Origin of the sequence: Paraburkholderia fungorum (assembly GCF_003610895.1) — a bacterium.
Taxonomy (GTDB): Bacteria; Pseudomonadota; Gammaproteobacteria; order Burkholderiales; family Burkholderiaceae; genus Paraburkholderia; species Paraburkholderia fungorum_B.
This window is the reverse complement of sequence record NZ_MCAS01000010.1, coordinates 23,288-36,101: the sequence shown is the minus strand read 5'-3', so window position 1 is coordinate 36,101 and position 12,814 is coordinate 23,288. Positions and strand designations below refer to the sequence as shown.

At 60.6% G+C, this 12,814-nt stretch carries 13 protein-coding genes; 4 read left to right on the top strand and 9 right to left on the bottom strand.

The window, feature by feature from the left end:
- Positions 1–9 precede the first annotated feature (9 nt).
- Positions 10–1,650: a methyl-accepting chemotaxis protein gene (locus BCY88_RS11250; RefSeq protein WP_120344330.1), complete on the top strand. Its 1,641-nt coding sequence runs from the start codon at positions 10–12 to the stop codon at positions 1,648–1,650.
- A gap of 343 nt (positions 1,651–1,993) precedes the next feature.
- On the opposite strand, the gene BCY88_RS11245 is transcribed toward BCY88_RS11250, so the two are convergent.
- Together BCY88_RS11245 and BCY88_RS40805 are read right to left on the bottom strand one after the other, a co-directional pair.
- Complete coding sequence (locus BCY88_RS11245; RefSeq protein WP_120344329.1) at positions 1,994–2,368, bottom strand: hypothetical protein; 375 nt, start codon at positions 2,366–2,368, stop codon at positions 1,994–1,996.
- 10 nt (positions 2,369–2,378) lie between these two features.
- Positions 2,379–2,627, bottom strand: a complete 249-nt coding sequence (locus BCY88_RS40805) for a colicin E5-related ribonuclease (RefSeq protein ID WP_183081337.1) — start codon at positions 2,625–2,627, stop codon at positions 2,379–2,381.
- Between the two features lie 34 nt (positions 2,628–2,661).
- Here BCY88_RS40805 and BCY88_RS11235 point away from each other — a divergent pair, with 34 nt between their 5' ends.
- Positions 2,662–3,015, top strand: a complete 354-nt coding sequence (locus BCY88_RS11235) for a transposase (protein ID WP_183081336.1) — start codon at positions 2,662–2,664, stop codon at positions 3,013–3,015.
- A 599-nt stretch (positions 3,016–3,614) separates the two neighbouring features.
- Here BCY88_RS11235 and BCY88_RS11230 read toward each other — a convergent pair.
- From BCY88_RS11230 to BCY88_RS11205, 7 genes are all read right to left on the bottom strand, one after another.
- Positions 3,615–4,424 (bottom strand): c-type cytochrome, encoded by an 810-nt coding sequence (locus BCY88_RS11230; protein WP_120344326.1) that lies wholly within the window; start codon positions 4,422–4,424, stop codon positions 3,615–3,617.
- Positions 4,421–6,046 (bottom strand): b(o/a)3-type cytochrome-c oxidase subunit 1, encoded by a 1,626-nt coding sequence (locus BCY88_RS11225; protein ID WP_120344325.1) that lies wholly within the window; start codon positions 6,044–6,046, stop codon positions 4,421–4,423. The genes BCY88_RS11230 and BCY88_RS11225 overlap by 4 nt, the downstream gene beginning before the upstream one ends.
- Complete coding sequence (locus BCY88_RS11220) at positions 6,033–6,605, bottom strand: cupredoxin domain-containing protein (protein WP_120344324.1); 573 nt, start codon at positions 6,603–6,605, stop codon at positions 6,033–6,035. Before BCY88_RS11220 ends, BCY88_RS11225 begins: the two co-directional genes overlap by 14 nt.
- Before the next feature lie 2 nt (positions 6,606–6,607).
- Complete coding sequence (locus tag BCY88_RS39830; RefSeq protein ID WP_167378501.1) at positions 6,608–6,784, bottom strand: hypothetical protein; 177 nt, start codon at positions 6,782–6,784, stop codon at positions 6,608–6,610.
- Positions 6,785–6,814: 30 nt separating this feature from the next.
- On the bottom strand, positions 6,815–8,197 hold the full coding sequence (locus BCY88_RS11215; protein ID WP_120344323.1) for a c-type cytochrome: 1,383 nt from the start codon (positions 8,195–8,197) through the stop codon (positions 6,815–6,817).
- A complete protein-coding gene (locus BCY88_RS11210) occupies positions 8,194–8,910 on the bottom strand; it encodes a c-type cytochrome (RefSeq protein WP_120344322.1) in 717 nt (238 codons plus the stop codon). Before BCY88_RS11210 ends, BCY88_RS11215 begins: the two co-directional genes overlap by 4 nt.
- Before the next feature lie 491 nt (positions 8,911–9,401).
- Positions 9,402–10,295: a LysR family transcriptional regulator gene (locus BCY88_RS11205; protein WP_120344321.1), complete on the bottom strand. Its 894-nt coding sequence runs from the start codon at positions 10,293–10,295 to the stop codon at positions 9,402–9,404.
- Positions 10,296–10,393: 98 nt separating this feature from the next.
- Between BCY88_RS11205 and BCY88_RS11200 the strand changes: the two genes are divergently transcribed.
- Positions 10,394–11,710 (top strand): MFS transporter, encoded by a 1,317-nt coding sequence (locus tag BCY88_RS11200; protein ID WP_120344320.1) that lies wholly within the window; start codon positions 10,394–10,396, stop codon positions 11,708–11,710.
- 371 nt (positions 11,711–12,081) lie between these two features.
- Complete coding sequence (locus BCY88_RS11195; protein WP_259461367.1) at positions 12,082–12,729, top strand: response regulator; 648 nt, start codon at positions 12,082–12,084, stop codon at positions 12,727–12,729.
- The last annotated feature ends 85 nt before the right edge of the window (positions 12,730–12,814 follow it).

Below are 12,814 nucleotides of genomic sequence, written 5' to 3'. Positions count from 1 at the left end.
ACCAGCCCGATGTTGAAAAATCTGTCGATTCGAACCTGCCTGACCCTGATGATTGTGTTCTTCGGCGTGGTGCTGCTGGTTGGCGCCGCAGCCGGCCTGTTGTCGTTGCGTTCGAGCAACGCGTCGCTGCAGCAGATGTACACCGTGGATACGCCCGCAGTCGCCGACCTTGAAGGTAGCGCCGGGCAGTTGCTGCGCCTGCGTCTCGCTCTCGCGACCTATGCATCGTTGGTCGACCTGAACGATCAGGATGGCGCGAATGCGGTGCTCAAACGTTTTGATCAGTACCAGAAAGCATCGAACGACCGCCTTGCCCACTATGTGAGCCGTGCGGGTACGGATGCCGACGAACAGCGTCTGATCAAGGACATGCAGGACAAGCGCGACACCTTCCTGCACGAGGGCGTCGATCCGGCGCTGGCCGCGCTCAAGTCGGGTGACAAGACTGCGTTCGAGCAGTTGCAGGCGCACAAGCTGCCGACCCTCTATAGCGCGTACGAAAAGGCGATGCTTACGCTCGAGCAATTGCAACTCGATCATGGCGCGCAGCGCTATCAGGATGCGCAGGATCTGTTCTACGCAATCTGCGTTGCGGTGGCGATCGGCATGGGCTTGTCCTTGCTGGGCTCTTTGATCGGGCGCGCGGTTATGGTGCGGGCCATTGTCAGTCCGGTCGACGCGACCATCGCGCAGTTTCAGCGGATTGCCAACGGGGACCTGACCAGCAAGATCGATGTGACGAGCAACAACGAAATGGGCCGTCTCGCGGCGGCGCTGCGCAAGATGCAAGACTCGCTGATCGAGACGGTGAATGCCGTGCGTCATGGCACCGAGTCCATCGATACGGGCGTGAGCGAGATTGCGGCGGGCAATACCGATCTGTCGCAACGTACCGAGGAGCAGGCCGCGTCGCTTGAAGAAACGGCGGCCAGCATCGAAGAGCTGACTTCGACGGTCAAGCAGACCGCGGACAACGCGAAGGAGGCGAGTTCGCTGGCGCAGGGCGCGTCGAGCCTGGCTGCGCAGGGTGGCGATCTGACCGAACAGGTGGTGGGCACGATGCATGGCATCGTCGACGACTCGCGGCGGATTGCCGACATTGTCGGCGTGATCGAAGGGATTGCTTTCCAGACGAATATTCTGGCGCTGAACGCGGCGGTCGAGGCGGCGCGCGCGGGCGAGCAAGGGCGTGGATTCGCGGTGGTGGCGAGCGAGGTGCGGTCGTTGGCACAACGAAGCGCGGCGGCGGCCAAGGAGATCAAGGGGTTGATTGATGCTTCGACGGCGCGGGTGCAAGCGGGGTCGCAACTGGTCGAACGCTCGGGTTCGACGATGACTGAGATTGTCGAGGCGATTTCTCGTGTGAGTTCGATCATGGGTGAGATCGCGGCGGCGGCGCTTGAGCAGAGTACCGGGATCGATCAGGTGAACCTGGCTGTTGCTCAGATGGATGAGGTGACGCAACAGAACGCTGCGCTGGTGGAGCAGGCTGCGGCGGCTGCCAGTTCGCTGGAGGAGCAGGCTCGCAGGTTGACTTCGTCGGTGGCCGTGTTTCAGACGGGGAGTGGGGGGGCTTCGTTTGCTGGTCGGCGAAGTGGGGGTGTTGCTGCGCCGGTGACGAGAGGTTTGGGTGGGGTTGTGGCGGGTTGATGTTTTTTGCCTGTGCGGCGCTTACTCACGTGTACCGTGATTCCGACTGCAATCCCGGCGTGAACTGTACCGGGCAATCGTGCTTGATGCTAAGGACGTTGCCTCGTAACTAAATCACCGCCAAACGTACCACAAACCTACCATCCGACGCGGCGCAGACGAAACTGGATGACTGGCCGAGCGTGAAGCCAGCGGATGCCACGCGACCCAAACTGATGTGCATAAAGGTCGCGTTGCATGGAGAAGCAAGTGCACAGGCTGCCGCGGTGGCACACTGAATAACGCTAGTGGTTACTACAGCGCAGCAATGGAAAAAGGCGCGAGCGCCTTTTTCCTCACGCATTTACGAGGCGGGCGTAATCTGTTTCAAACAGTCGGCGTGTTCTGCGCGATCCATGACTTCGAAGCAAAAGTACGTGTCCTCGCCTTTTTGATCCATCGTTGCGTGCAGAAAATCCAGGGCGAGCCGATTGCATCGCCCTTGATAGGTCTCCCATTGCATAGCGGACCTCGGAGAATAGTCGGCGATGGCATCGATATATGGCATCACTTGATGTGCATCGAGGCGTGCAGCCTCGATGCCAAGAACGGCCATTCCAGCGTTCTGGCATACAGCAACGAATTGCAGCGCGTCCTTGCCTCTCAGAAAAATTTCGCCGCTTGGCCGCAGCTCAGCGTGCTCAATGAATGATGCGTAGATTTCGCTTTCCTTCGTCATTTCTGCTCACTCAAAATGGATTCTGCCAGTTCGGATCATTCCGGTTGGAGACCTGAACGACAGTACCGTCGACGTCGTTGCGCACAACATATGAGCCGTCGTCACGCACGTACGCGGTTGCTGGGTCATCGCGCCGACCGTTACCGTCTTCGAGATTTCTCGTGTCGCGTGTTTTTGTCGTCCGTGCCGGATTGTCGATTGTGTCCTCAACGTCTTTTTCAGTCCACCTGTAATGGCCTAATAAAGCTGGACACCTCAAAAGGTAGACTTCTAACCAAACGATGAGGTGTCAAATGGGAGGACGGGAATTCTCGGCGCAGTTCAAGGAAGGCGTGGTGAATCTGATGTTACAGCAGGGCTACATGGTCGGGAAGGCCGCGCGGGCGCTGGGCATTGGCGAGACGGCCTTGCGTCGCTGGATCGGTGCACGTGAGCCACAGGGCACGGTAAGCGAGCCGTCAAAGGCAGCGCTGACGCACGGACAGGCGCGGATTCAGGAACTGGAGAGGCGTGTCGCGGAACTCGAAAGGGAGCGCGACATTTTAAAAAATCCGCCGCTCACCCCGCCAGCTCATAAGCGGGTCCCCCGCGCAGCCACGGTAGTGGTGCATCTGGAATCTGTGTTCTCGCACATTCCGCCCTGTTGACAAGGCAGTCATTCTTCCGGCGGCGCTGCGCGCGCCGAAGGGTATTTCACAGAACCGTCTGCGCGTTTCTCGCGCGTGCTTGACTCGACGCTGCATCCAAAACCTACCTGCCATGCGCTTGCACTTCGTTCGAGGTGCTAATTCACACCTGAACGAGCTGTCGCAACTTGTCGATCGCCGGAGGCGCGAGTGGCGCTTTCCGCGGCAGATAGATTTTTCGGAACGTCGCCGAGGCAAAGCCGATGGCTCCCACCGAACTCAACCGAAGCCTCCCGGTTTCCCTGGCAGACCCATCCGCGACGCACGCAGTGCGGAGTGGGAGCGAATGAGTCCTTTGTCGCTAACGCGGAGTGTGCGAGAGCACAGATTCCAGATGCGCCACTACCGTGGCTGTGCGGGGGACCCACTTATGAGCTGGCGGGGTGAGCCGCTTTCTTTGCTTATCTTTCTTTGCGGCGGCAAAGAAAGTAAGTGCCGCCCCGCACAGGGGCAACACTAATAAACCACTAACAATTCAAGGAAAGGCCAAAGAAGTCAGAGCAGGAAAAGCCCAACCCCGCAGGCACACAGACAAAAGCGCCGCGCAGGCAAACAACACACTACTGCACACCCGCATAATACTTAGCAATCCCATCAATCTCCGCAGGAGTCATCTGCCTAACCACATTCCGCATCTGCTCATTAATATCGTTACGCCGGACACCGGAAGCAAACGCCCGCATCTGCGCAGCGAGATAAACAGAAGACTGTCCTCCAAGCCACGGCGCCGCCCCCTTACGATCAAGCTGCCCATGACAGGCCGCACAAGGCGCGATATTGCGCTGCGGGTCACCCTGCATCGCAAGCTTCACAGCATTCGCGTCTGGCCCCGCGCCGGCAGGCAAAACCTCGGCCGCCGGAGCCCTCGGCAGCGAAGCATAATAAGCCGCCAGATCATGCAAATCCTGATCGCTGCGAGCCGCAATGATCGGTTGCATGATCGCGTTCTGCCGCACGCCGTTCTGATAATCGCGTAACTCTTTATAGACTACGTCGGCATACTGCCCAGCCAGCGCGGGTGCCGTCACCTGCACCGTGCCCTGCACGCCATGACACATCGAGCAATTCTGCGTCGCGATGGTCGCGCCGCGGCCAATCGAACTCGCGTCGGCACGCACGCGCCGCAAAGGTGGCAAGACCACCACCTCGCTCGGCGCAGGGCCGGTAATGTTGGCACCGCCGTACCAACTCGACGGCGCGCCCGCGGCGCTGCAAATCGTCGCCCATAAACCACGCTCGCTGAATCCGCTATTGGCCGACGGCAACCAGATGAAGCCGATCAATATGGACACAACAGCAATCGCAATCGTGCCGCCGAGGCTCACCGTGAACCACGGGTTGCGCAAGCTGAAGACGCGTTCCTGACTCATCGCTGCGCTCCGACGACAACTGCCGGCACCGACGTCTGCGGCAATCTGAGCAACTGAACGATCGGCACACTGTAGTTGACGACCGTCAGCCCGATCATCAACGCCACCCACAAGCCGAAACTATTGAGCGCGGCAGGCACGTGCTCAACCGGCTGCGCCGCGCTCGCGAAGCGGAAACTCTGTTGCTGCACCAACGGCCCGAATTGCGATTTCGCGAGGATGTAAATGAACAGCACGCCTGACACCAGCAGAATCAGTCCGCCCACCGCCGACATGCCGACCCAGAACGCCTGCGATTCCATTCCCGGCATGTTGTAGTCGTAATACGCCATGCGGCGCGGCGCACCAAGCAGGCCGACGTAGTGCCACGGCAGCGTTGTCACCATCATGCCGATGAACCATAACCACAATTGCGTGCGCACCAGCTTGACCGAAGCGATCGCGCGGCCGGTCAGTTGCGGCCACAGTTCGTACGCGATCGCGAAGTACATGATGACGATCGCACCGCCGAAAATCAGATGGAAGTGCCCGGTCACCCACTGCGTGTTGTGCACCGTCGAGTTCAACTGGTAGCTCATGTTGATCAGGCCGCCCGCACCGCCAAGACCCAGCATCACGAACGAAAACGCGATCACCAGCATCATCGGGTTCTGCCACGGCAACGCGGTCAACCAGCCGAACGCGCCCTTGCCGCCACGCAACCTGCCCGCGATCTCCACTGATGCACAGATGGTGAACACCGTCAGCAACGTCGGCACCGACACCATGCCGGTGAACACCGCATGCAGGAACTTGAAGCCCGAGCCGACCTGCGGATCGGCGAACAGATGGTGAATGCCGATCGGCATCGCGAACACGAGGAACAGAATGAAGGACACGCGCGCCATCGAGTCGCTATAGAGCCGTCCGCCGATCGCGCGCGGCACCAGTGTGTAGTACGCGATGTAAGCGGGGATCAGCCAGAAGTAGACAATTGCATGCAATGTCCACGAGAAGAGGATGCGTGAAAGACCCGCGTCGATCGTGTTGGTTAGACCGAACGCGACCGGCAGGATCTGGAACAGGATCTCGAGCGCCGCGCCGATCGCGGTCCACGCCCACAGATACGCGCCCGCCACATTGGCGAACATCGCGAGTGGTATCGGCTTGCCGGGATTGGCGCGCTTCCAGACTCGCAGATTCACATGCATCAGCGCGACCCATATCCACGAGCCGACTACCACCAGCACCACGCCGAGGTAATAGAACGGACTGCCGATCATCGGCGGATAGAACGTGTAGAGCACGGAGGCTTTGCCGAGCGCGACCGGGACCATTGCCATCACCGCGCCGACCGCCAGCATGATGAACGCAGCCCATGCCCATTTGAGACCGACTAGCCGCTGTGCGAGCGCGAGTTCGACGATCGCGTAGCCGAAGCCCATCGACACCAGCGTGGGCAGCACGTAAGCCATTACCGAGCCATGCGCGGTCACCGATCGATAGTAGAGCTCGGGGTCGCCGATCCACGGTACCAGCGGGCTGCGTACCAGCATCTGCCAGGCGCCGAGCAGCAGCGCGATCAGAAACGCGATGAAGGCCAGCCAGAAATGCGCGAGAACGAGTCGCTTAGCGTGAAACACAGCTGAGCCTCCGGGATTGTCGGGCTTGCTCGAAGAACGTGGCTTTGTCGATGACCTTGACGTGCGCCCACATGGTCTGATGGCCGAAGCCGCAGAACTCGTGACACGGCATGGTGTGCTCGCCGGTTTTGTCGAAGCGCGTGTTCAGCGTGGCGACATAGCCGGGCACGACCATCGTGTTGATGTTGGTGTCGGTGACAAGCAGGCCGTGCACGACATCGGCACTGGTGGTGCGGATCGTGATCGGCGTGTCGGCAGGCACCAGCAGACATTGCGGCGTGAACGAGTACTGCTGCGCAATGAAACGCACGACCACCGAGCCATCCGGCTCGACGGCGCTGCCGAGGTTGTCTTCGACGAACTCGCCGGACAGTTGCAGGCGGGCAGGATCGATCGTCTCGACCCGCGACGGCGGCATCATCGCCCAATGCAGGCCCGAAAACACGATGACGGCGAGCATCAGCACGATCAACGCTGTGGCGAAAATCGCCCAGCGGCGCTCGGCGCGTAACGCGACGTCGTGGCCGCTGCCCGGTTGGTGGTTGGAATCAGTCGACATGGTCAGTGAATGACGCCGCGCGGCAGAAAGACAAGAAAGTAGAAGCCGAACCAGATTGCCATGACGATCAGCGTGGCGACACCGGCCACGGCAATCGCGCCATGCGGGCCGGCCGCGACGACGCGTTCCACTTCTTCATCCGTAGGTGGGGCCGCGCTGCGGGTATCGTTCGCTTCCATCTAGAGCTTCTCCAGTGCAGCGGTTCAGGTTCAATGCAGCGGCGCCTTGCGCAACTCGTTGACCTCGCGGGACGTCACCGGCTTGCCGTGATTGCCCCACGCAGTGCGGATATAAGTGACGACGGCGGCGGCATCGGTATCGTTCAGTTCCTGCCCGAAAGGCGGCATGCCATACGGCTCGGGGTTGCGCATGGTGCCGGGCGGAAAGCCGCCATTCAGCACGATGCGGATCGGGTTGACTGCGGAGTCCATTTCGATCGACTGGTTGCGAGCGAGCGGCGGGTAGTGCTGCAACTGGCCTTCGCCGTTCGCGCCGTGGCATAGCGCGCACTTGTCGGCGTAGATTTTTTCGCCGAGCGCAAACACGTTGGTATTGGTCGGCGCCGACGGGCCCGTCTTGCGGCCGCGATTGTCCGGCAACGTCTTGAGATAGACCGCCATCGCCTTGACGTCGTCTTCCGTCATGTACTGAAGGCTGTGATAAGTGACTTCAGCCATCGGCCCGTACACAGCGCCGCGATCGGAGATGCCTGCCTGCAGCAGGTCGACGATGTCCTTGATGCTCCAGTCGCCGAGACCGCCGTCCTTGTCTGATGTCAGCGATGGCGCGTACCAGTTCTGCACCGGAATCAGACCACCGGCGAACTGCTCGCTTTGTGAAGAACCACCCAGCATGTTGATCTTGGTGTGGCACATCGTGCAGTGTCCGAGCCCGTCGACGAGATAGGCGCCGCGATTCCATTCGACCGATTTGGTCGGATCCGGCTGGAATTCGCCTTCACGGAAATACAGCGTGCGCCAGCCGTACAGCAGCTTGCGCTGATTGAATGGGAAGCGCAGCGTGTGCTTGTGGTTCGGCTCGCGTACCGGCGTCACGGATTTCAGATAAGCGAAGATCGCGTTCGCGTCTTCACGTGTGACTTTCGTGTACTGGGCGATCGGCATTGCGGGGTAGAGCATGGTGCCGTCCGGCGTGCGGCCAGTGCGCATCATCTTGAAGAAGGCTTCCTCGCTCCATGTGCCGATGCCGTACTGCGCGTCCGGCGTGATGTTCGGTGAGTACAACGTGCCGAACGGTGTCTCCATGGCGAGGCCGCCGGCGAACAGCTTGCCGCGCGGCGCGGTATGGCAGGCGACGCAGTCGCCGGCGCGCGCCAGATACTCGCCGCGTTTGACGATGTCGGGGCGGGTGTCGGCTTTGTCGCCGGCGGCCATCGCAGCCGTGGCGGCCGGCACGGCTTCGGCGGCGCTTGCTTCAGCGATCAATAGCGTACGCAGCGCGCTGGGCAGTGCGGCGCTGCCGGCAACGATCAGGCAGGCGAGCAGCAAACCCGATACGAGCGAGACAGTAGCGCAACGGCGCTTGGTCACGGCATGCGAAACGGGGAGGATCGAGCGGAGGGTCGGCTTCATTGCGGTTGACTCCCGCATGCGAGCGGCAGCCGCTCTGCGGACGCCGGCGCGGGCCGCGGATCGGCGGGGCGCGGCTGGCGCGCGAGCCAGCTCGATACCGCGGTGATGTCCTTGTCGGTCAGCTTGACGGCGATCGAGTGCATGCAGTCCGGCGCAAGCGCGTGACGCGTGCCCGAGCGCCAGGTGCCCATCTGCCCGGCGATGTAACTCGCATGCAGGCCGAGCAGGCCCGGAATGCCTGGTTGCGTACCTGTCATGCGTGCTCCATGACATGCGATGCACGCCGGGATCTTGCGTGCGGGGTCGCCTTGGGTGACGAGCCGTTGTCCGGCTGCGAGCACCGCCGGCGCAACTTCGGTGTGATCGGCATTGGGATAAGGCGGTTGCAGGTCTGCGAAGTACTGGCTGATCTTGCGCAGATAGTCGTCGGGCAGAAACGCGAGCAGGTAACCCATCGGTGGATAGGTGCGGCCGCCGTCACGGAACGCGGTCAACTGATTGAACAGATAGTCGGCTGGTTTGCCGGCAATACGGGGAAAGTAGTCGTTGTTCAGGCCCTGGCCTTGCACGCCATGACACGAGGTGCAGGCGCGCACGCGTTCGTCCATGGCGGAGGGCATCGCGCCTTGTGTGTCAGTGGCCGCAAACGCCACGCCACTCAACATGACGTAAAACACCAACAGGATCGAAAATCCGATAGTTCTACGATGCACGCCAGGCCTCGTCGGGGAACGGTTATTTTCGCTAATTATTTCTCACGCGTTCGCTCGTGAATTCACGTATGGATTCGATGAGCGATGCATGACAAGCCTGCCAATTCTTCTTTTATAACGACTGCATGAACAGCAAATCGAAACTGACTTATTAAGGAGGCGCAGTGTTGAACCGATACGGCGATGCCACTTCTTTACAAAGCGATGATCTGCCTGAGTACGCCGTTGGGCGGCGGCTTTCGGGTTGATGTAGTAACGCTTGATGCGTCCGGAAAGTGTGTAGAAGGTTGCAGGAATTTATCCGTTGCGTCAATAAAAATTGACAGGCCAATTGCTGATGTATTCGATCAGCATAGGCGTCGATTAGCGCGCTTTCAATACTTATTCTGCAGTTGATTTGCGAGTGGGTGGCGTCATTGAATGCGATTGATGCGCTGCTTCACATTTCTGTTGATATTCATGAGTCGCCGCGCGCATCGGTGGCCGGGGCATCAACTAAAGAGGCGCATCAATGCAGCGCGTGCATTACTCACGCGTTCGCTTTCGCCGATTCGCCCTGGCAACAGATGAAACTCGACAACAGGCAACGCGGGTAACCCGACGCCTGGCGGGCAGGCCACCACGCCCCCGCCAATCGACGATTCGTTCAGGCAGGAAATGCCTAGCCCGGCTTTCAATGCCAGTTGCAGCCCGGCTACGCCGGAGGCCGAATGCGACACAAGATACGGCACCTTGTGTTCGTCGAGAAGCTTCACGACGAAGCGTTGCAGCTGGCAACTCGACGGTAGCAAAACCAGTGGATACGGCGTGGCCGGCGACGGACTGGCGTCGGCCGCGCAGACCCACAGCAGTTTTTCACGCCGCACCACCGTGCTTTGCGCTCCAGCATTTGCGCGCCCGGTGGTGGCGCGCGTGCTCCCGGTGACGAGTCGCAACGAGAGACCGATGTCGTACGACACGTCGTCGCCGGCGCTGCTGTCGATCACGGCGCTCGGCAGCACGGTGACGTGCAGTTTGAGGCGCGGGTGCTGTTCCGAAAACAGCTTGAGAATGCGCGCGATGTCGAGCGGACGGTAGTAGTCCGTGATGGCGATGCGCAGTTCGCCGTCGAGTGAGCGGCCTTGCAGATCTTCGAACGCCGCCTCGCTCATTGCGATGATGCGCCTCGCATGATCGAGCAGGCGGCTGCCGGCCGGTGTGGCAGACACGCCCTGCTTGCTGCGCACGAAGAGCGGCTGGCCGGCGCGCTCCTCGAGTTTCTTCAACTGCTCGCTCACCGACGATTGCGATAGGAACACGCGCTCAGCGGCCGCCGAGATGCTGCCCGATTCGGCGACGGCAACGAAAGTGCGTAGCTGTGCCAGATCAAATCCGCGTTGACTCATGATTCGGTATATCCGATGGGTGCCATCTGATTTTCCGGCTTTTCCGATGGTTGGCTCAGCCGTAGGATACCTCCAAATCATTCATTGCGGAGGTTGTCATGGGAAACGATTCGATTGCTGCCGTGCGGATGCCGGGTGAGCGTGCGGCGAGTCACCGGTGGAAGGTGCTGGGCGTCGGCTTTGCGGCGAATGCGAGTTTTTCGGCCGCCTTCTCGGGGATTCCGACCACGGCCGTTTTTTTGCGTTCGGGTTATCACCTCGGCAACGAGGGGTTGGGGCTGGTGCTGGGCATGCTCGGTTTGGGCATCGCCGTCAGCGAGTTGCCATGGGGACTCCTGACCGACCGTTGGGGCGACCGCCGTGTGCTGCTGCTTGGACTTCTCTCGACTGCCGCGGCGCTGGCCGGGCTGGCGTTGTTCGTGGTGCCGTCCGGTGCACATGTGCCGAACGTGACCACGCTTGCGCTCGGTCTGCTGTTGGTTGGCCTGCTCGGCGGCAGCGTCAACGGTTCAAGTGGCCGTGCGGTGATGGCCTGGTTTCGCGAAGGTGAACGTGGCCTCGCAATGAGTATCCGGCAGACCGCGGTGCCGGCCGGCGGTGGTCTGGGGGCGTTGGTCTTGCCGGTGCTCGCGTCGAGATTTGGCTTTGCCAGCGCGTACACCGTACTGGCCCTTGCGTGCGCGGTTACGGCGGTGTTTGCATGGCGCTGGCTGCACGAGCCTTCGCATGCCGCAGGCGACGGTACGGGTACGGCTCACAACGCGGCGGCTGTGGGTGCGGCGCCAGCGAAGGTTTCGCCGTTACGCGATGTGAGCATATGGCGCGTGGCGCTCGGCGCGGGAGCATTGTGCGTGCCGCAGCTTGCCGTGGTGACGTTCGGGACCGTTTTCCTTCACGACTTCAGCCGTGCCGGCGTGCTGGCGATCAGCGTGACGATGGCGGCGGTGCAACTGGGCGCGGCAATTGCACGGGTCTGGAGCGGTGCATGGACCGACCGTCGCGGTAATCGACGCGCTTACATGCGCGCCTGCAGTGTATTGACCGCAGTGCTGTTCGCCTCGCTTGCACTGTTGACGGGCGTGGCCGGCATGCATCATGCGGCGATGACCGCGGTGTTCGCGCTGATGATCGTGCTGGGCGGCATAAGCGCGTCCGCATGGCATGGCGTGGCCTTCACTGAACTCGCGACGCTCGCGGGGACGAGCCGCGCGGGTACCGCGCTCGCGATCGGCAACACGTGTGTCTTTCTCACGCTGTTCGTGACGCCGCTCGCGATTCCGCTGTTGCTCTCGGTGGGCGCGTGGCCGATGGTGTGGGCGGTAGCCAGTGTGTGCGCATTGATCGCATTACCGGTGTTCCCGCGCGCGGCTCGCGTGAGCAAGCTGGCAGCCGTACGCGCTTGTGATGCCACCTGATGGGGTAATGACGGCCGGCTGAATGAAGCTGCCGGTGTTGTGTTGTTCATGCGACGGGAGCGGCGGGACGCGCTCTCGTCGCGATATTACTTTTTAGCTGGAAATCAACCGGAGAGAAAAACAGCGAGAGAAAAGCTCCCTCATATTCGGTTTGCATAATTGCGTATCTCCAGTTTGATAGCACTGCAATGGACTATCAAATCGTCTATCGGTTTCGGAACGTTCCGATTCTCGCCCGAATGTAGCGGTGATCTTATGGCGGCCATTGACTCGCCATTCCAAGCCTGGAGGCTATCAAGCCAAGCGCGTGACAAGTGGGATTTCCCTTGCGTGTCCGCCGAATGCACCTACAACAATCGAGAGAAATAATAGTGAACCTTCGAGTCATTCTGGCCGACGATCATCCTTTCGTTTTACTTGGCGTTCGAGCCGCATTGGAAATGCATGCCGGTGTCACCGTTGTCGGCGAAGCGCTTACGCCGGGTTCGTTGATCAAACTGTTGCAGAGTACGCCGTGCGACGTGCTCGTCACCGATCTGACGATGCCGGAAGCGTCCGGCGCGGTTGAAGACGGCCTTGATCTTGTCAGGCGAATCCGATGTGCGTGGCCATCATTGCGAATCGTCGTGATGACTGCTCTGACAAACACTGAGATTCTGCGCGCCATCGTGTCGGATGGCGCAGTTTGCACGCTCAGTAAGATGGAAACGACCGACGAGCTGTGGTCTGCGATCGAGGCGAGTGGCAAGGGCGAGGTCTACGTTGGCCGTTCCGTCATCGAAGCGCTTGCCAGACCCCGGGACGAAGCGTGTGATCCGCCATCGGTTTTGCCTTTGTCGCGCAAACAGGCCGAAGTGGTGAGCATGTTCGTGCGCGGTCGATCGATCGCTGAGATCGCAGTAGCGCTCGGATGCCATTACCGAACTGTCAGTCGCCGAAAACGCGAAGCGATGACTAAACTCGGCGTCACGAATGACCCCGGTCTTTTTGCATATATTCGTGCGCATGGCGTTATCTGAGTTAAATCGCATAGCTAAACGATTATTCGTGCAAGTTCATTGAGTCATTTCAGAGCGCTCTTATTTCTATCTCCCGAAGTATGTT